Origin of the sequence: Bradyrhizobium sp. LB11.1 (assembly GCF_040549385.1) — a bacterium.
Taxonomy (GTDB): domain Bacteria; phylum Pseudomonadota; class Alphaproteobacteria; order Rhizobiales; family Xanthobacteraceae; genus Bradyrhizobium.
Map to the genome: position 1 here is coordinate 244429 of NZ_JBEPTH010000003.1, position 17838 is coordinate 262266.

The following is a 17838-nucleotide window of genomic DNA, read 5'->3' on the forward strand; positions in this document are numbered from 1 at the left end:
AAGCGGAGTCGAGTTATGCCCAAACCGGAAAGTTTCCCGATCGAGAAGATCTTCGTTCCCACGAAGCAGAAGAAGGCCATCAAGCCCGAGACCGTCAGGGAGATCGCGGAAAGCATGCTGGACATCGGACAACAGACCCCCATTTCCGTCCGGCGCGACGGAGACCACATCGTTCTGGTCGAGGGACTGCATCGGCTCGAAGCCTGCAAGGCGCTCGGCGAGACAACCATTATCGGTGTCCTGGTCCCGGCCGAGCTTGCTCAACCCAAGCCGCAGCTCGCCGAACGCCCCGAAGTCGCGGCGGAGCGCATCAAGATGGCGCGATTGAAACAGTTGCGCCTGGAGAAGGAAGCCGCGGAGGCATCGACGGCTACATTGAAGCGCGTCAGCGCAACGGAAGCGCCGCGCACCCGATCGACGACAGGCGGCCGAGACAATCCGAAGGCATCACCGGGCCGGACTGCGAAATCGACACCGAAAACATTGTCGGACTGGATCACGCAGCAAAAGGGCAGCGGCGGCCGCTATTGATTGCCGGCTCCAAATTCCGGTGACTGTGCACCGAGGCCGCCACAATTTCTCCTTCGCACGCGCGTTGTGTTGGACAACGGTGAGGCCTATCCTTCCTGCGATCGGACTGCCGCACTCCCATTAGCGCCCGACTGGATGGAGCGTGCCTCGGTGCCTGAAGCGGACGACCCCAAATCTGATAGCGGCAAGCCTGATGCCGCCAAGCCTGATGCCCTCAAGCCGGATGAGGTCCCCGCCGATGGTGGGCTGGCGCGGGCCTTTAACCAGATCAAGAGCGCAGAGCAAGACCTTGCCCGGCTGGACCGGCTGGTTTCCGGCATGGAACACGGCAACGATAGCCCGCGGGTCTCGCAGGCAAGTGTCGGTGCGAAGACGGCTGAGACTACCGAGGGCAAGGCTCCCGAGGGCAAGGCTCCCGAAGACAAGACTCCCGGGGACAAGGCGCCGCCGCCTGATAGCAAGGTTCGGGCTCAAGGCCTGAAGGGAGACCGGCCTATGCTGCGCGCTTTGGTTATCCTCGTGCTGGCGATCGGCCTTCTCGGTGCCGCCTTCGCTTCGCAATATCGCGACGAGGCCAAGTCTTTCAGCAAATCGATCATGGCCCGATGGGCGCCACCCGCCGCCAGTCAGCCGCCACCAGCGTCCGCGGTCGAAAGTCCGGCCCAACCGCCGGCCGTGCAGCTGGCTGCTGCCGATGAGTCAACGCCAGTGCCCGCGCCGTCGCCCGGCAAGGAAACGGAAGTAGCTCCAAAAGCCGACGCTCCAAGAGCCGCTGATGCGCCAGGAACCGGCGCCACGGCGCCTGACCGATCGCCGTCCGATCTCGCGCAATCGCTCAAGACCATCACCAGCGAGTTGGCGAGCATCAACGGAAAACTCGAGCAACTGAAAAGCCGCAGCGAGCAGACGCTCCGCGAGCAGGCTGACACCATTCAACAGCTCAAGGCGGCGCAGGAGAAGGATGCGACGGACAATGCGCGCCTCGCCGCGCAGGTCCAGGCGCTGCAAACGCAACTGACGGCTTCATCCTCATCTGCACCCGCCAAACCCGCCGTCCGGAGCGTGATGAACAACAACACGACTGCACCTGCTCGGCCGCACGTGCAAGCGGCCGCACCTCGGCGGCCGAGGCCGCCGCCGCGAGGACCCTGGATGCCCCCGCCCTATATGGAGGACCCTTACGCCGATCCGTATTGGTGAGCTGGCAGAAGTCACGCTCCCCCCAAGACCCATGCCAAGCAAACGCAAGCGCCTCCTCCCCCGCCTTCGTAGCGTCCGGCGGGCACGAAAGACGTTCGCGCGAGCACCGCGGATGGTTCGGATCGTGGGCAGCATGGCGGTGTTGCTCGCGATCGTCGTGCTGGTGAACATCGCCTATCACATCATCCGCAAGCCAACCGAGCTGTTCGTCTTCGCCGGCAACACCCTCGACAAGGAGCCGGCCGAGACCTGGCAACAATACGGCGCCCTCTTCCGCACTTATTCCACCGCGACGATCACGCCCGAATTGCTGGCAGCACTTGCGCAGGTCGAGAGTTCAGGCAATCCGGTGGCGCGCACCTATTGGCGCTGGCGGTGGAGTTTCAATCCGCTGGCGATCTACCGGCCTGCCTCCAGCGCCGTCGGCCTCTACCAGATGACCGATCCGGCCCTCAGCGAGGCCGCGCCGTTCTGCGTCCGAGGCAACGCTGTCACAGATAGCGGATGCGGGTCGACCTTCCTCTACACCCGCGCGATCCCGAGCCATGCCATCGAGCTGGCCTCGGTGTATCTGGACCGCAATGTGGCCCTGGTTCTCAACCTTGCGGGCGATGTGAAGGCGAGCCGCGAGCAAAAGCAGGATCTCGCCGCCTTCATCCATCTCTGCGGCGCAGGTCCGGCCACGGCCTATGCGCGCCGCAAGTTTCAGATGATCGCGGGCGAGCGCTGCGGCGATCACCCGGTCGCGGCATATGTAGCGAAGGTCAACACGATGAAGCGGCAGTTTCTGCGGCTTGCGGCGGATGACGACAATTAACGCGTAGGAAGGGTAGAGCTCTTGCGAAACCCATCATTCCGCGACGGCTGTTGATTGGTTTCGCCTCCGCTCTACCCATCCTACCAGCTTCAGGCCGTCGCTTCCGTATCCGGCATCGAACCTTTTCCGCCGTCCGAATTGCGGGTCCGGCTTGCCGCCGAAAAGATATCGTGCACCAGCCCGAGCTTCCCGAGCCCCAAAATGATCAGGCCATTGATGTCGATCTCGTACCAGGCATGCGAGAGATAAGCGTCGCGCGGGAAGCGGTGATGGTTGTTGTGCAGCCCTTCACCGAAGGTGAGGATCGTGGTCACCAGCTCGTTGGTCGTGCCGTCATCGAGCTGGTAGCGGCGATAGCCCCAGCGGCCGTCGCTGTGGCAGACCGAGTTGACCAGCGAGGTCGCCATGGTCATGAGGTAGCTGCGGAGCAGGCCGGAGAACAACACGCAGCCGATCATCGTGTGCACGCCGCCAAAGGCGTAGCCGATGGCACCCGGAATGATCAGCGCCGACAGCGCGTACCAGTACCAGCGAGTCCTCGTGAAGAACATCGCGATCGGGTCGGCCAGAATATCCCGGGCGTAGTATTCGGAATCGGTGGTGGCCTTGTCCCACACCCAGCCGCCTTGCGCGTGCCCCATCCCCTTGGCGAAGCCTTCAATGCTGTTGCCGAAGCCATCATAATAGGGGCTGTGAACGTCGCCGGGCTTGTCGGAATGCAGGTGGTGCCGCCGGTGGTTGCTCACCCATTTCAGGATCGAGCCCTGCACCGCCATCGTCGCGATCGCAGCGAGGATCGTCCGCATCACCGGGCCGGCCCGATAACTCCGGTGCACGAAGTAGCGATGCATGAAGCCGATCCCCATCGTGGTCAGCATGAACATGCCGGCGAAGACCGAAATCTCCACCCGGCCGATGCCTTGCGTGAAGGCCCAGACCAGCGCCGCGATCGAGCCCGCGATCATCATGGCGAACGAGATGTAGGAATCACGAAATTTTGCGTCGACCACCGGGCCTTCGACCAGCACGCCAGGCGGCATCTTCGGGGCCGCAGCTTCTTCCGGCGCCACGCCTTCAATTACGGTCATTCCCGATCCATTTTTAGAAAATCGTCGCTTCTGCAACGTAAGGTACAGACGGGGGGAATGTCAGGCAAGGCCGGGGAAGCGCGGAGCGGGAACACAGGTTTACGGCAAATAGTGCATCAAACGCAGGTGCCGTAGGGTGGGCAAAGACGCAGAGCGCCGTGCCCACGCGCCAGTTCCACAGCCAAAAATGGTGGGCACGCTCCGCTTTGCCCACCCTACGAGACCACCGAATTGTCGGCCTCTACCACCAATACGGCCAGCGCCATCCCTCGTAACGAACATATGACGGCACGATCGGCGGGCCGTAGGGATCGACGCGGTCGTCCTCGGGGCGATAACGATAGCGCGGAACAACATTGTAATCCCACGGCGTGGGCCTGAGCACCGGCGCCGTGACGTTGAGCCTCTCTTGTGGTGCGCGAACGACGACCGCCCTCCGCGCCCTGGCTTCAGCACCCGACGCCGCAAGGCTACACAGCACCACGGCCGTTCCGAGCGCACACGCGACAGTCTTGATCTTCATGCGTTGATCTCCTTCCCGGGAAGAGTGCTCAAGGACACAAAACAAGGCAAGCGAATTCGCGCCCCTGAACTTTTTGGGCGGTCGGCCGTTCTCTGTACCAATGGAGGACGGCGACAATGTTGTTTGATTTGCGGGCTGTGGTGATCGCGGCGAGTTTGATCCTGGCGTCCATCGCGGTGGCAGCCGCCGAGAACGCACAGGACCAGCCTGCAGGGGTGACCGTGGCCACGGGTGCCAATGCCGGCGAGGCCCGTCCGATCCGCGTCATCCTCCCGGCTCCCTGGGAGCCGGCTCCTGCTTCGCCGGGCGCACAGGCAAGCCGTTAGCCCGACCGAGATTCACTCGCGGCCCTCGTCGTTGTGCCTTCGCTTCCGCTAGGCCGCGTGAGTTTGCTGGCCGGCGCCTTGGGGCGGATTGATATCCTTCAAACACACATCGCTTTGATGGATGGCGAGAATGTTGATGCCGAGCGCCATCAACTGGTAGCCGTTGTCCACGAGCCATTGCTCGAGCTGCCGAAGATCCGTCTTGATCTTTTCGATCAACAGGATCGGGCGATATTTCTTGATCGTCTCCCGCGCGCCGCCAAGGGCCTCCATCTCCATGCCCTCGATGTCGATCTTGATGAAATCGACCCGCGGCAGATTGAGCTCGTCCAGCGTCATCTTCCGGATCAGGACGGTGTTGTCGGCGTAGTCGATCGGCTGACCGATGAATTCGGTCCCCGGGCGCTGCCGCAATTCCAGGCTGCCGAAGCTGGACGGTGTGAAATAGTTCGGATTTGGAATTTGCATCGTGCCGGCTTCGGACGAAACGGCCGCATGCACCGCCAGCGCATTGAAGCAGTTGTTGATGGCGATGTTGCCGGCCAGCGCATAGTAGATCCGTTCCTGCGCCTCGATCGCGATCACGGACCCCCAGCCCGTCATCGCCGAGGCCCATTCGATCGTGTGCACCCCGATATTCGCGCCGCAGTCGATGGCGATCACGCCGTCGCCGTGGTGCTTGCGCCGCAGCGCCAGCAATTCGAGAGCGATCTTGACTTCGCCGGGATCGAAAGCCGCGGCTTCGAGGATCTGATACCCCACGCCGTAGCCGCGGTCAGGACCGACCATGCGATAGTCGAAGCGGTTGACGATCATGGTGCCATGGTTGGACGAGGCCATGACAAAGGCCAGCTTTTGCCCTGCGATCGGCATTGCGGAATCTCCCCGAGCTCTGAGTTGATGCCACTATCCCAACGCCGGCTTATGCGGGGCTTGTCGCAAGCGTAGCCCGGATGGAGCGGTAGCGAAATCCGGGTCTCGGGCACGGCGCGCTTGATGGACCGCTGATGCGTTTCGGCACGATGCCATCATGCACCTGTTTTGCCCGACGGGTCAAATGTTATTCTGATTCGCCGAAACGCGAAATTATGCAGGCATTTCTACTGTGCATGGGGTTGTTTTTGCGAGAATTGATCTGCATCAAGACCGGCGTCATGTTCTCCTTCCGGAATCGAAACCAGCCATGAACTCATCAACCAAATGCCCGGCCTGCCAATCGGAGCACGCCTATCAGGATCGCGATCTCTGGATCTGCCCGGAGTGCGGCCATGAATGGAGCGACGCGGCCGCCAGCACCGCGGATGCACCGGCGGAGGCCGGCGTGCGCGATGCCCATGGCAATGTGCTCGCGGATGGCGACAGCGTCATCGTGATGAAGGACCTCAAGGTCAAGGGCTCCTCGTCGGTCGTCAAGGGTGGCACCAAGGTCCGCAACATCCGTCTCCAGGACGCCACCGACGGCCACAACATTGCCTGCAAGATCGACGGCATCGGCGCGATGAATCTGAAGTCGGAGTTCGTGAAGAAGGCGTGATACGCGGCTCAACCCTCGTCGCTGCAGGGCTGGCAGGCGGTGAAACACCGATCGGAGTCGTCGCCCGCTCAGAAGGAGCCGGGGCTGAGATCGAGCCCATAGGTCAGGCTCAGCACGAACACAAACAGCGCGGCGGCTGCGACACAAGCCGCGCATTGCGAGGAATTTTTCTGCAGAAGGAGTCTCAGTCGGCGCATCAAGACGCGATGCGATTGATCACATCGTCTTGACTGCAAGCCAAAAGGAAATGGCCGGGACAAACCCGGCCATGACGTCATGAAGGCATCAGGCTCTCGGCCCGCTGCGATGTCAGCTTAGCGGGCGGAGCCTACGGTCGCGGTCTTGACCTTGCGCGGCGTCAGCACGGCGGCCTGGAGCGCCGTCACGCTGGTGGCGGGCGCCGTCACCTGCTGCTCAACATGGGCGGCGCCGAGCACGCGGACCTGCAACGGCGAGGCCACAATGCCGTTGGCCTCATAGGCCGGCAGCTCGGCGGCGAAGGTGGCAGTCGTGCCCGCAATGGTGAGGACGGCGGCTGCGATCGACAAAGTCTTCTTGTTCATGGTGATGCTCCAAAGAGAAGTTCGGAGCCGATATAAGCCCGCTTTGCTGCGTCGCAACATACACTGTTGCAACGCAACATCGCGCCTCATGCATGGCGATATGGCTAATGCGCCAACGCCTTGGGTGAATTCCCTCGCCCACGGCCGGTTCACCCGGTCACGAGATTCTGGAACGGCGGGAACCAAAGTTGCATTCAGGCAACACTCGCGTGAAAAGCCCTTCCCCGGGGATTTGCGCCATTGCACCGCCACATCATCCTCCGAACAATCGACGCGCCGCGTGCTTGGCTGTGCAATCTGGTTCGCTTACGAACCTTGGAGGCAGGGATCATGAATGATCGGCGGTCTCTTCTTGTGGCGGTCTCGTGCCCCTCGGCCGTGATGGCCGGTTGGCTGGCGCTGTCCCTTTCCGCCTATGCTCCGGCTTTGATCGAGAACAGCGGCGCCAATGCAGCCGCCGTCTCCCGCGCAAAAGATCCCACCCGCCTCGAACTTGCCGACATCCCGCGCGCAGCGACGATCGACGATGGCATCGCGCTGACTGCCGACATCGCGGCAGCCGCAACTGCGACGCCGAGCGTGACAATGGCCGAAGCACCGTCGGCCGAAACGCCCGCCCCCGCCGTCCAGCTCGCCTCGGCCGATCCGACCGACATCGTGCCTGCGGTCTCGCCCGCACCTCAGATCGTGCCTGAGCCTGCGCCCGTCGCCAGCGAGGCCAAGGTTGAAGTTGAGGCCAAGGTTGAAGCCGAGGCTGAGCCCGCACCGGAGCCCGTCGTCAAGCTTGCATCGGCCGATCCCGGCGACGTCGTGCCGTCGGAGACGCTATCGCCGGCGGCGATCGCGAGCGGGCCTGTGGCCGAGAGCAAGGCGTCGCCGCCCGCCGACACCGTGGCCGTGCTCGACGAATGCCCCGTCATGGATGCCTGCATCGACCGCTATCTCTGGGCGCTCTATCAGCGTACGCCGAAGGAAGATTCCATCAAGGTCGAAGACCGCCGCGCCGTCACCATCAAGCGCAAGGGCAAGATGGTCACAGTGATGCGCAGCTTCACGAAACTCGTCGACGAGGATTTTGGCTGGAAGGATCCGAAGGCGGCCGACCACGCCAAGATGACGCTGATGGACTACGTCATCGGCGGCATGGACAAGAGCTTCAAGCAGAAGCTGTTTCGCACACTGCTCGCGGCCGAAGCGGCCGGTCTCTCGCCGGGAATCACCAGCGCATTCCGTGACGACTATCGCCAGGAAATTGCGAGCGGCCTGAAGGCCGCCTCCAACCGCTCCTATCACGGCGGCAGTCTTCGCGGCGGCTATGGTCACGGCATGGCGGCCGACATCGTCTCGACCGCCGGCAACAACCGCGCGCAGCGCTGGGTCTCAACGGAAGTGCTGTGGAAGTGGGTCGACACCAACGGCAAGGCGCTCGGCATCGGCCGGCCCTATCTCAGCCGAGATCCGCCGCATGTCGGCGCGATCGACGGTCAGGAATATATTTCGAAGCGTGGCGTTGCGACCGACCGCAAGGAAGCCGCCCATACCAAATCGAAGAAGGCGCGTGCCATGGCCAGAGCCAGGGCGTCGAAGGCCCAGGCGGCGCGGGAGCAGAAGAGCCCGACAAAGCCGCAGAAGTCGGCGCAATCTGCCGGCAAGCGGACGACCTGATCCGGGTGTTACACCCCTGAGGCTGGCAACGGCACGAGACGCATCTCGGCTGATCCTGCGGCTTGCGTGCGAACGAGCACGGCAAAGATGGTCTCGACTGCTAGCCGCACCGCTGCCTCGATCGCCGTGCCCTTCGCAAGATGCGCCGCGATCAGTCCCGTGAGGAGATCGCCGGTTCCATAGGGGCGGATCGGCAGGCGCGGCGTCGCAAAGCGCAACAATTGCCCGTCAGCACACAGGATCGTCTCCACCTGCCCCGCTGGCGTGTCGGCGAGCGAGCAGCCGGTGGCAACGACGCCGATCCGACACTGCCCCGCAAGCGCTGCCGCTGCGGCACGCAGACCATCCGTGTCTGCGATCGTCACGCCGGAGAGCAGCTCGAGCTCGAATTGGTTCGGCGTGATCAGGTGCGCGGCCGGCAACAGGCGGTGCCGCACCACATCCAGAATGCCGTCGGCGACATAGACGCGGCCGTCGTCGCCGATGACGGGATCGCAGAGATAGAGGAGCTTCGAATTGCGCGAGAGCGCTCGCTCGACAAAATCGGCGATGACGGCGGCGTTGTCAGGCGAGCCCAGATAGCCGGTGACGAGCACAGCCGCCTCATCGACGAGGTCCCGCTCCTCGACGCCGCGCAGCAGATCGGCGACCAGCTCAGAATCGAGCACCCGCCCGCGCAAGGTCGGATAGCGCGGATGGTTCGACAGCAGCGTCGTCGGCACCGCCGCGACGTTGACGCCCTCCGCCTGCATCGCGTGGACCGCCGCGCTGTTGCCGACATGGCCGTGGACCACCTGGCTTTGAATCGAGATGACGAGCATGCAGTGGTCCGTAGGGTCAAAAGCCGGATGTGGCAAGCGTAGCCCGGATCACAAAATGTCGTAACCGAGCCTCGGCCGCAACGCTTGCATCTTCCGCGCCAGCCTCCGGTGCCCGGTCTCCTCCGACCGCCCCAATTGATGGGCGACCGCGACATGGTCCGCGTCGCTCTTGTGCTGGTTGAGCTTGGCCTGCCCCTCGATTTGGTCGACTACGAGGCGGCACTCAAGCTGGACGAAGAAGATGGAAGGGTAACCCATGATCCCACGGAATCCGAAACGATATTGGGCCGCAAACGCAGATGTCAGGAATGACGTTAGCGTCCTGCGCCTCGGGCGCATCGCGATAGAGCGGCGCGGCATCGCTCAGCGCGCCGCGGGGGAAGGCTCATCACCAGCGAGTTCGAGCCATCCAAGGCGGCGCGGGCGCGGGAGAACCTCAGGGGCACGGCGGGCTGAACGTCGAACTCACCGTGCGGATCAACTAGGGCCGTATCGAAAGGTTCACGGCACCTTGGAGCCACCGCGCGATTCCTCGCCGGCGGCTCCGTGTTGTCGGCCATGCTTCGGCAAGCCTCGGCCCTGTCGCAGGCTCGTCACTCACACGTGATACCAGCTCCCGACAAAAGCCATGTTGCGCGTGCTAAACATACCTACCGCGCGGTATCTTTCGCGCGCCACGCTCGAGATCGCCATGACGTCCGCTTTCACCTCCTATGCCGCGCTTGCCCTCGCCATCGTATTCGAGGTGACGGCGTCCGCCTTCCTGCAGCAGTCCGTACAGTTCACGCGGCCCTGGCCGACGCTGGCTATGGTGCTGTTCTATGTCGCCTCGTTCTACGCGCTGTCGGTCGCGATCCGGGTCATCCCCCTGAGCATCGCCTATGCGATCTGGGGCGGCGTCGGCATCATCCTGACCGCCACGGTCTCCTTCGTGCTGTTCCGCCAGATGCTGGATGCCGCAGCTTTCGTCGGTATCGGCCTGATCATATCCGGGGTCGTGGTCATCAACCTGTTCTCGCAGACGACGGCGCATTGATGCCGGCGAGCGCCTACACCCGCGCCAAGCAGCCCGCGCAGGTGCGGCGCGCCCTGCTCGACCACGCCGCTGCTATCGCCATGGACCACGGCGTATCCGGCGTCACGGTCCAGGCCGTGGCGGCAGCAGCCGGTGTCACCAAGGGCGGGCTGTTTCATCATTTTGGGAGCAAGCAGGCGCTGATCGAAGGCCTGTTCGCCGATCTCCTCGCCCGTGTCGATGCCGAGATCGACGCGGCGATCGAAGCGGACCCGAGGCCGCGCGGCAGCTTTACGCGCGCCTATGTGAATGCGGTGTTCACCGGCAAGGCGTTCGGCTTCGCCACGCCCTGGGCGGCTCTGAGCATGGTCGTCGTCACCGATCCGTCACTGCGCAAGCTCTGGAACGACTGGATGAAGGCGCGCCTGAAACGCCACGGCGCCACCGATGCGGCGCCAGAGCTTCAGATCGTGCGTCTGGCCGCAGACGGCGCCTGGTTGTCCTTCGTCACGACGGGACAGACCCGCATGAACGCCGATTTACGCGCCGTGCACGACCGCCTGATCGCACAAACCTATCGGCGCGGGTAGCCGGGCGACGAACTACTGGCTCTGCGCCGGTTTTGGCGGACGCGGCTTGGATCGGGGGGATTTTGCGCCGGACTTCGCGGGAGCAGTTGGGGGCGGCGTATCGACCGACACCAGATAGGCCGCGAGCGCCTTGGCGGTGTCGGGACCGGCCGAATAGTGGTCCTGCAGAAACCAGGACAGCGTCAGAGTGTAGCGCCCTTTCGCAAGCCCCCGCGGGCTGCGATGGCAGGCCGTGCAACCGTCGGCGAAGAGCTTTTCGGGCGATTTGCCGGCGTCGAGATTTTGCGCGGACGCAAGCGGTGCTGTCAGCACGACGGCCGCCGCAGCAATGGTCCCAAGAATCACCAGAGGCGCGATGGCCTCGCGCCCCGGTCGAATGAGCGATCTCACTATCGTCCCCTGGACCCGCCCTGCGGTCACGCCGCCAGCAACTGATCGAACTCCGGCGGTGCGTAGGCCTTGCCGTCCTGATCGGTGATGACGACCCGCCATCCTTCGCTCGCCCAAACCTTCGCCTTCGCCACGATGAGCAACCGGCTCTCGCGGTCGAAACTGTACTTCGCGTTGTCGCGTTCTGCGATCATTTTATAGGCCAATGCTTGTCCCCTTGCGTTGCCCTGCACCCGTTCTCGTCGTGGCAGCGGGCTTTGGCGGCAATTCGCCGGGAGCATGGCAATTTGGTGCCGTCCGCGGCAGCATTGTGCGCCGGCACCGGTTCCAGCCGAGCGACGGAGGTCAATCGTACGCCGCATCATGAGTGCGATTCTGCTTGCCGGGAGCTTGTTCGCCGCCAGCCGGGCGCCGGCCCATCGCCGCCGCGACGGAACCGATAATGCCGAGCGATCCGCTTAGTGGACGCGGATGACGTGTGGGCGGCCGAGATCGATCAGACCCTGCACAGCCGATAGACGGTCGTCCAGGGCAGCAATGGTGAGCAACAGATTATTGCGGCGCTCGTCGAGCAGCCCCATCTCGGCGCCGGAGAGCTTTGTGCTCGTCCGCTCCTGATGGATGCCGTCGAGGGATTTGCGCAAGCCGGCAATCAAGCCGGCAAGTTGCCTGGCCTCTTTCGTCATCGAGCGCTTCGCGACATTTTGGCGGCGCGACTCCGCCTGGCTCTGTCTCATCTTCATCCTCCCGTGCCCCGCTGCCCCGAGTGGATGCTTACAGCTTTGAGTACACATATTACGATCGATGAAATCTAACCGCGAAGAACCTTCTCAAATTGTACGCGCACGGAACCGATGCAACCCAAGCGAAAGCCCGGCGCGAAGGCCGGGCTTTCATTGGTCAATGCTAGTGCCTCTGGTGTCCGCCGCCTGGGCCACCGCCGGGCGCGCCGCCGCCGTGCGGGGCCGCATTGATATGCGGAGCTCCACCGCCTCCACCGGGATGCGGCATCGCAGGCGCAGCCGCACGTGGCGCCGGCATCTGCGCATGAGCATTCATCGGCGCCCCATGGCTGACATTGGGCTGAGCCATATGCGGCATCGCGGGCCGGGCCGCCGGCGCAGCCGAGATGCGCGGCGCCTCGTGTGCACGCGCCATCGGCTGGGCGCGTACTGCGGCGCGGCTTGCCGCCTGTTGGTGCATCATGCGCGCCTGCGCATCACGGGGATTGCGCCCCTGCACCGCGGTCCGCTCATTGACGACACGCTGGCTCCGTTCGGCACGATTCCGATCGACACCGACCGCCGCGTCTCGCTTTGCGATCGTCGCATCGTGCCGTGCGGTCGCCGCATCACGCCGGGAAGCCGCGACATTGCCCTTAACGTTATCCTTGCCATGCGCATCGCGGCCCAGCGCGACCGCAGCGTCATGCGTCGCAGCGCGACCGATACGGGCGGCATGCGGGTCGATCGTCATCCGCATCGCGGAGCGCTCATGCGAGTTCCAATAGCTATTCCAGTGGGCGTGACGGCGATACCAGGGACGACCCTCGTAGTAGCTCGACCAGTACGAGCTCAGCACGAAGGGGACGACGGGGACGTCGACCTCGTCGGCATAGTCGGGCAGATAGACGTAGTGATTTCGGTAGAGATATTCGAGATATTGCGACGACATCCAGCCGCGATCATCGGAGAAGCTCACATCGCACCACGCATTGCCGCGTAGGCAACCATGGATGTTGACGCGGGCGCCCTCGGGGACGCGATCGACCAGGGGAAAACCCGCACCCGGGCCGGCGCGCAAGCCGGTCGAGACGGTGACGATGCCCGGCGCGGCCAATGCAGCCGTCGGCGCGAGCAGCAATGCGGCAACTAAAGCGGTTCTCAGTCTCATGGCGTAATCCTCCTCTGAGAGGCGGAACGCGCGAGCGGAATGAAGCGTTCCGCGCGCAAACGTCGCATCAGCCAAAAGATTGAGATGCACGCCGCGCGCGGAGTTCAATATTCATCCACCATTCATCGGCGATGAACGAGCCAGCCGATGAGCCTCAGTTCGGCTGCAGCATGAACCCATCGAAATACGCGGCGAGCGCCCCAAAATCATTGAGCGGCAGCACTTGCGCAACGTATTGATCCGGCCGCACCACGACCATGCAGCCGGCCTTCCGATCGATGCGGCGCACCGTGAAAACGTCTTGGCCGCTCTTGAGGTCCGGACAGAACATCTTTTCGTAGTCGAGCAAGCCGTAGCGGCCTTTCCTCGGGAGCAGCAGCGACGGCATCGCCTCGATGGTGAGCTCGCGATGGTCCTGCTGAAGCACCGCACGTAGATCGATCACCGCATCGATGTCGGCACCTTCAGGCGTGTATCGCCTGAGCGGCGATTCCCTGGCCTCGATGAGAAAGTTGCACAGCGCGCGGATCGCGGAGCCTGCCGCGGCCGGATCTTCCGCGCCGGAGAATGCATAGATGCGGAAACGGCCATCGGCCTGCGCCGCGTGGCCGAGATGAACAGGTTTCGCATCCCCGAGCCGGATCACTGGCGCCGAATGGAAGCGTTTGCCGATGACAAGACCTTGCGCGAGATGCTGATGAGACGTCGCGCCGGTGAGGATCGACGGCGTGTAATGCGTCGCTGTGCCCGCCGTGTAGCGGCCGTGCCTGACGAAATAGTCCTGCGTCTTCGCTGCATCGGCACCGCCGGCCTTGGCTGCGGAAGCGAGAATCCCGGCCCATTCACGATCGAAATCGATCAGCTCCTTCGCAACCGCCTGACGCTCGGCTGAATAGGAATGCAGCAAGCTCGGCGCACTCTGCTTCCGCAGCACGGCGGCAAGCTTCCAACCGAGGTTGAAGGCGTCCTGCATCGAGACGTTCATGCCCTGCCCGGCCTTCGGGCTGTGAGTGTGGCAGGCATCGCCGGCAATGAAGATGCGCGGCAGACGCGTCGCGATTTCCGCTTCCGGCACATCGTCGAACTTGTCGGTCAGGCGCTGGCCGATCTCATAGACCGACCACCAGGCGATCTCCTTCAGATCGAGCTCATGCGGCTTCAGGATCCGCTGTGCTTTAGCGATCACGTCATCGGCGGTGATATTACGGTTGGCGACACGCTCGCCGAGCTCGAGTTTTGCAAGCTCGACATAGAGGCGTACCAGGTAGCCGCCTTCGCGCGGAATAATCAGAAGGCTGCCGTCCTTTGCCGATTGGATCAGGGCCTTGAAACGGATGTCGGGAAAATCGGTCACCGCCAGCACGTCCATCACACCCCAGGCGTGGTTGGCGGAATCGCCATGCAACTCGCGGCCGATCGACTTGCGCACCGTGCTGCGCGCACCGTCGCAGCCGACGACGTAGCGAGCCATGATGGTCTCGACCTTGCCCTCGCCTTCGCCATCGACGCGTTCGAGGCGCACGGTCACCGCATGATCGGCGGGACCCGCGGCGGGATCGACCTGGAGGTCGAGCAGACGCCTTCCGTAATAGGGTTCGAGCTTGGCCGGTGATTTTCTCATGACATCGAGAAAGCCGTCATGGATGCGCGCCTGGTTGAGGATGACGTGCGGGAATTCCGACAGCCCATCCTCGACATCCTGCACCCGGCCGCTGCGGACGATGTTCTCAGGCGTCCGCTCGTTCGGCTTCCAGAACGTCGTCTCGTTGACCCAATAGGCTTCCTTCAGCACGCGCTCGCTGAAGCCATAGGCATGGAACATCTCCATGGTGCGGCAGGCCACGCCGTCGGCCTGGCCGACCGAGAGCCGGCCCGGCTTCTGCTCGACGATGCAGGTCTTGATATCAGGGAATCGTGCGAGCTGGGCCGCGAGCGTCAGGCCCGCGGGGCCACAGCCGACGATGAGGACATCGACTTCATCAGGCACGGCACCCGCGGCGCCAGAGGCCTGAACGCGTTCGGCGGGATCGGCCATCTCAGGGTCGCCCGGCCAAAATCCATTGAGATGGAATTGCATGAGCACCTCTCCCGTTGGCGTCTTTTGGATATTGATCAGTATGCTGACTATCAGTATACTTGTCAATCATTGCCCGCCGGCCCTGCTCGCAAGGAGAATTCGGTGACAGATAACAACGACATGCCCGGACATCTGGCGCGGCGATTCCAGCAGATCGCGGTCGCCGTGTTTCTGGCCGAGGTCGGCGAAGCCGGGTTTGACCTCACGCCGGTCCAGTACGCAGCCCTTGCGACCATCAAAGCCAATCCGGGGCTCGACCAGGTCACGCTCGCGGGATTGATCGCCTATGACCGGACCACCATCACCGGCGTGGTCGATCGCCTCGTGCAGAAAGGTCTGACTGAGCGCCGCGCCTCGAGCCGCGATCGTCGGGCTCGCGAGCTCGAAATCACTGAAGAAGGCAAACGCACGTTGCGCAAGATCACGCCGGCCGTCGAATCCGCCCAGGGGGTCATGCTGCGCGGCCTCAGTGCAAAAGAAGGCGAGGAGTTGATGCGGCTGTTGCGCAAGGCCATCGCCGCCGGCAACGAGCTCAGCCGCGCCCCGCTGCGCAAGGTGCAGGCATAACCCCCGCATTCTTGTACGTATTTGTCGCAGCGCCGCGAAACCCGGAACTAACCTTCGGCTGTTACGGTCGGCGTCAATTCTGCGCTTAACGCGCGATTAACTTTGCCGGGTTGGGGTTTCGGATGTTCAAGTTCGTCATTGCGGCTGCAGTCATCGCACTGTCCACCGGCCATGCGCTCGCGAACGGGCATGGCGGCGGCGAGGCCGCTCCTGCGCCGAAGCCCGAGGCCACGACAGTGCCTGCGAAGGCGATCCTGACCAAGTACGGTCCCAAGCTCGTCGATCTCAAGGGGATGACGCTCTACTATTACGAGCGCGACACCACCGGCAAGACATCGACCTGCAACGGAAAGTGCACCGAGAGCTGGGTGCCGCTCGCCGCAACAGCCGAAGCCAAGTCCGTCGGCGACTTCACCGTGATCGACCGTGACGACGGCAGCAAGATGTGGGCGTACCGCTATCGCCCGCTCTACACCTCACCGGCCGACAAGGCGCCGGGCGATGCCAACGGCAACGCCACGACGCTGCAATGGCGCATTGCGCGGCCCGACAATTAGGGCGCGAACGGCGCCGGTCCGTCACCGCCAGAGGCGCCGGCGAGCCTGGCGTGGGCCGCGGAATCGACCGAGGCGTAATGCACCTCCGGAGTCCAGTGCAAAGCCGCGTACAGCACCACACCGGCCAAAATCGATCCGTAGAAACCGAACGTGGCCAAACGCCACTTGCGCACAATACCCCGGTCGCTCTCATTCAATTGATCAAGAAACTTTTGCATGATGCCTCCGATGGCAACGAGCCATTGAGACATAGCGCCAAGGCAGGCGATCCGCTGTGAAGCAATTCACCTTTGGCAGTTGAAAAGCCGGTCAGCCGCTCTGGCTTACTTGCCGTCAAATCTTGACGGAACGGGCTTGAACCCCGAAAACCAGTGGCGACGGCGTTGAGGGTGCGTTGGCCGCGGAAGGCGTGCCAGCTGCGCGCGCAACCGGGCTCAACCCGGCGAACTGGCCATAGAGGAATCCGCCGATCATCCCCGCAATAGCCGGCAACAGGCCCATCGTCATCACCGTGCCATCGCCGGGCGCTGCAAGCTGAATGTGGTTGCGGATCGCGATGCCGTAGCTCGCCGCGGCCATGACACCGCCCATAAGCCCATAGGCGAGCCGGCTCGAGATCGTCCACTGCCGCAGCACAATGTGCCCGGCAAACAGGAAAGCCGCATTGATGGCCATGCGGCCCGCATAGAACATCAGAATCTGATCCGGCGCCGGCACGCCTTCCGGATCGGTCACCTGCCCGCCCGCGACGGCGAAGACCATCAGCACGGCTTCGACGATGGCCAGCGGAACGAGCGCGGCGAACAGAGCGCGCGGCGAATTCTTGACGAGATACATGCGAGCAACCCCTTGCTCGCTGCACGTTAGACGCGAGGCGTTACGGCGCGCGCAAGACAATGGATAAAATTGTCAGCAAGGAACGCGCCGAGCACCTAGCCGCGCCAGCCGATCCCCGTCTCGATCTGCGCGCTTTGTCCGGGCGGCAGCACCACGACGGTCGCGTTGAGCTTCACCCGATCGAACAGATCGATCACGTCCTCGTTGCGCATCCGGATGCAGCCCGACGAGATCGCCTGCCCGATATATTCCGGCTGGTTGGTGCCGTGGATCCGGTAAAGCGTGTCCTTGTTGCCGGCATAGAGATAGATACCCCGTGCGCCCAGCGGATTGGCGGGACCACCGGCAACGCGCGCCGGATACGGCCCGAGCCGCGCCTGGATTTCTCGGGTCGGCACCCAATCCGGCCATTCCGCCAGACGACCGACGCGCGCGATGCCCGAGAACGCCATCGCCTCCTCGCCAACCGCGACGCCGTAGCGGATCGCTTTCCCGTCGGGCAGTACGTAATAGAGGTAGCGCGCATCGGTATCGACCAGGATCGTACCCGGCTGCTCCTTACGCGGATAATCGACGATATGACGGAGATACTGCTCAGGCACATTCGCCTTGGCGTAAGGCGTATGCGCCAGCAACTGACGGTCGCGGAGCGTCATGCTCGCATCCGTCGATGGCGAGAGCGTCGTCTGCATGCAGCCGCCGAGCGGCAGCAAGGCAACGACGAACAAAGCGAGTAGAGATTTTGGCACCGCCGGCCCCCGATAGCGGATAGCAGCGCCCCCAGCACTGTTGAGATGCTGCCCAAATCGTGCTGAAAACAAGGCAACGGGGAACACGTGCCCGT

Annotated in this window: 23 protein-coding genes and 2 pseudogenes; 11 read left to right on the forward strand and 14 right to left on the reverse strand. The window is 63.5% G+C overall.

Annotated elements, in window-relative coordinates:
• Nucleotides 1-15 precede the first annotated feature (15 nt).
• From ABIA96_RS08775 to ABIA96_RS08785, 3 genes are all read left to right on the forward strand, one after another.
• Complete coding sequence (locus tag ABIA96_RS08775; protein ID WP_354136647.1) at nucleotides 16-531, forward strand: ParB N-terminal domain-containing protein; 516 nt, start codon at nucleotides 16-18, stop codon at nucleotides 529-531.
• Nucleotides 532-666: 135 nt separating this feature from the next.
• On the forward strand, nucleotides 667-1731 hold the full coding sequence (locus ABIA96_RS08780) for a hypothetical protein (RefSeq protein ID WP_354136648.1): 1065 nt from the start codon (nucleotides 667-669) through the stop codon (nucleotides 1729-1731).
• A 31-nt stretch (nucleotides 1732-1762) separates the two neighbouring features.
• The gene (locus ABIA96_RS08785; RefSeq protein WP_354136649.1) at nucleotides 1763-2548 is read left to right on the forward strand and encodes a transglycosylase SLT domain-containing protein; all 786 of its coding nucleotides are present in this window, start codon (nucleotides 1763-1765) and stop codon (nucleotides 2546-2548) included.
• Between the two features lie 89 nt (nucleotides 2549-2637).
• Here ABIA96_RS08785 and ABIA96_RS08790 read toward each other — a convergent pair whose 3' ends face one another.
• Together ABIA96_RS08790 and ABIA96_RS08795 are read right to left on the reverse strand one after the other, a co-directional pair.
• Nucleotides 2638-3636 carry an acyl-CoA desaturase gene (locus ABIA96_RS08790; RefSeq protein WP_354136650.1) on the reverse strand — a complete coding sequence of 333 codons (999 nt, stop codon included), beginning with the start codon at nucleotides 3634-3636 and terminating at the stop codon, nucleotides 2638-2640.
• 241 nt (nucleotides 3637-3877) lie between these two features.
• Nucleotides 3878-4159, reverse strand: coding sequence for a hypothetical protein (locus ABIA96_RS08795; RefSeq protein ID WP_354136651.1), 282 nt, complete (start codon nucleotides 4157-4159; stop codon nucleotides 3878-3880).
• A gap of 116 nt (nucleotides 4160-4275) precedes the next feature.
• Between ABIA96_RS08795 and ABIA96_RS08800 the strand changes: the two genes are divergently transcribed.
• The gene (locus ABIA96_RS08800; protein ID WP_354136652.1) at nucleotides 4276-4485 is read left to right on the forward strand and encodes a hypothetical protein; all 210 of its coding nucleotides are present in this window, start codon (nucleotides 4276-4278) and stop codon (nucleotides 4483-4485) included.
• A 48-nt stretch (nucleotides 4486-4533) separates the two neighbouring features.
• Here the strand turns inward: ABIA96_RS08800 and ABIA96_RS08805 are convergent, their stop codons facing one another.
• A complete protein-coding gene (locus ABIA96_RS08805; RefSeq protein WP_354136653.1) occupies nucleotides 4534-5358 on the reverse strand; it encodes an FkbM family methyltransferase in 825 nt (274 codons plus the stop codon).
• A gap of 310 nt (nucleotides 5359-5668) precedes the next feature.
• On the opposite strand from ABIA96_RS08805, the gene ABIA96_RS08810 reads away from it, so the two are divergent.
• Nucleotides 5669-6019: a zinc ribbon domain-containing protein YjdM gene (locus tag ABIA96_RS08810; RefSeq protein WP_502918805.1), complete on the forward strand. Its 351-nt coding sequence runs from the start codon at nucleotides 5669-5671 to the stop codon at nucleotides 6017-6019.
• A 314-nt stretch (nucleotides 6020-6333) separates the two neighbouring features.
• On the opposite strand, the gene ABIA96_RS08815 is transcribed toward ABIA96_RS08810, so the two are convergent.
• The gene (locus tag ABIA96_RS08815; protein WP_354136654.1) at nucleotides 6334-6582 is read right to left on the reverse strand and encodes a hypothetical protein; all 249 of its coding nucleotides are present in this window, start codon (nucleotides 6580-6582) and stop codon (nucleotides 6334-6336) included.
• Nucleotides 6583-6912: 330 nt separating this feature from the next.
• On the opposite strand from ABIA96_RS08815, the gene ABIA96_RS08820 reads away from it, so the two are divergent.
• Nucleotides 6913-8247, forward strand: coding sequence for a hypothetical protein (locus ABIA96_RS08820; protein ID WP_354136655.1), 1335 nt, complete (start codon nucleotides 6913-6915; stop codon nucleotides 8245-8247).
• An 8-nt stretch (nucleotides 8248-8255) separates the two neighbouring features.
• On the opposite strand, the gene pdxY is transcribed toward ABIA96_RS08820, so the two are convergent.
• Together pdxY and ABIA96_RS08830 are read right to left on the reverse strand one after the other, a co-directional pair.
• Entirely contained in the window at nucleotides 8256-9068 is an 813-nt protein-coding gene (gene pdxY / locus ABIA96_RS08825) for a pyridoxal kinase (protein ID WP_354136656.1), read from the reverse strand.
• Between the two features lie 48 nt (nucleotides 9069-9116).
• A pseudogene (locus ABIA96_RS08830) lies at nucleotides 9117-9284 on the reverse strand (FMN-binding negative transcriptional regulator); the annotation flags it as partial.
• Nucleotides 9285-9443: 159 nt separating this feature from the next.
• Here ABIA96_RS08830 and ABIA96_RS36620 point away from each other — a divergent pair.
• From ABIA96_RS36620 to ABIA96_RS08840, 3 genes and pseudogenes are all read left to right on the forward strand, one after another.
• Nucleotides 9444-9521: pseudogene (locus tag ABIA96_RS36620) on the forward strand (O-methyltransferase); the annotation flags it as partial.
• Between the two features lie 238 nt (nucleotides 9522-9759).
• On the forward strand, nucleotides 9760-10104 hold the full coding sequence (locus ABIA96_RS08835) for a DMT family transporter (RefSeq protein WP_354136657.1): 345 nt from the start codon (nucleotides 9760-9762) through the stop codon (nucleotides 10102-10104).
• Nucleotides 10104-10673 carry a TetR/AcrR family transcriptional regulator gene (locus ABIA96_RS08840; protein ID WP_354136658.1) on the forward strand — a complete coding sequence of 190 codons (570 nt, stop codon included), beginning with the start codon at nucleotides 10104-10106 and terminating at the stop codon, nucleotides 10671-10673. The genes ABIA96_RS08835 and ABIA96_RS08840 overlap by 1 nt, the downstream gene beginning before the upstream one ends.
• 12 nt (nucleotides 10674-10685) lie before the next feature.
• Here ABIA96_RS08840 and ABIA96_RS08845 read toward each other — a convergent pair whose 3' ends face one another.
• The 5 genes from ABIA96_RS08845 to ABIA96_RS08865 form a co-directional block, all read right to left on the reverse strand.
• Nucleotides 10686-11063, reverse strand: a complete 378-nt coding sequence (locus tag ABIA96_RS08845) for a hypothetical protein (RefSeq protein ID WP_354136659.1) — start codon at nucleotides 11061-11063, stop codon at nucleotides 10686-10688.
• A 26-nt stretch (nucleotides 11064-11089) separates the two neighbouring features.
• Nucleotides 11090-11296 carry a hypothetical protein gene (locus ABIA96_RS08850; protein WP_354136660.1) on the reverse strand — a complete coding sequence of 69 codons (207 nt, stop codon included), beginning with the start codon at nucleotides 11294-11296 and terminating at the stop codon, nucleotides 11090-11092.
• A 225-nt stretch (nucleotides 11297-11521) separates the two neighbouring features.
• The gene (locus ABIA96_RS08855; protein WP_354136661.1) at nucleotides 11522-11800 is read right to left on the reverse strand and encodes a hypothetical protein; all 279 of its coding nucleotides are present in this window, start codon (nucleotides 11798-11800) and stop codon (nucleotides 11522-11524) included.
• 169 nt (nucleotides 11801-11969) lie between these two features.
• Nucleotides 11970-12956, reverse strand: a complete 987-nt coding sequence (locus tag ABIA96_RS08860) for an SH3 domain-containing protein (RefSeq protein WP_354136662.1) — start codon at nucleotides 12954-12956, stop codon at nucleotides 11970-11972.
• A 154-nt stretch (nucleotides 12957-13110) separates the two neighbouring features.
• Entirely contained in the window at nucleotides 13111-15033 is a 1923-nt protein-coding gene (locus tag ABIA96_RS08865) for an FAD-binding monooxygenase (protein ID WP_354136663.1), read from the reverse strand.
• 102 nt (nucleotides 15034-15135) lie between these two features.
• On the opposite strand from ABIA96_RS08865, the gene ABIA96_RS08870 reads away from it, so the two are divergent.
• Together ABIA96_RS08870 and ABIA96_RS08875 are read left to right on the forward strand one after the other, a co-directional pair.
• Nucleotides 15136-15600, forward strand: coding sequence for a MarR family winged helix-turn-helix transcriptional regulator (locus ABIA96_RS08870; protein ID WP_354137117.1), 465 nt, complete (start codon nucleotides 15136-15138; stop codon nucleotides 15598-15600).
• A 122-nt stretch (nucleotides 15601-15722) separates the two neighbouring features.
• Entirely contained in the window at nucleotides 15723-16157 is a 435-nt protein-coding gene (locus tag ABIA96_RS08875) for a COG4315 family predicted lipoprotein (RefSeq protein WP_354136664.1), read from the forward strand.
• Here ABIA96_RS08875 and ABIA96_RS08880 read toward each other — a convergent pair.
• The 3 genes from ABIA96_RS08880 to ABIA96_RS08890 form a co-directional block, all read right to left on the reverse strand.
• Nucleotides 16154-16375: a hypothetical protein gene (locus ABIA96_RS08880; RefSeq protein ID WP_354136665.1), complete on the reverse strand. Its 222-nt coding sequence runs from the start codon at nucleotides 16373-16375 to the stop codon at nucleotides 16154-16156. The two genes, ABIA96_RS08875 and ABIA96_RS08880, sit on opposite strands and share 4 nt — an antisense overlap.
• 115 nt (nucleotides 16376-16490) lie before the next feature.
• Nucleotides 16491-16994: a hypothetical protein gene (locus tag ABIA96_RS08885; RefSeq protein ID WP_354136666.1), complete on the reverse strand. Its 504-nt coding sequence runs from the start codon at nucleotides 16992-16994 to the stop codon at nucleotides 16491-16493.
• 95 nt (nucleotides 16995-17089) lie between these two features.
• Nucleotides 17090-17686: a L,D-transpeptidase gene (locus ABIA96_RS08890; protein WP_502918807.1), complete on the reverse strand. Its 597-nt coding sequence runs from the start codon at nucleotides 17684-17686 to the stop codon at nucleotides 17090-17092.
• Nucleotides 17687-17838 lie beyond the last annotated feature (152 nt).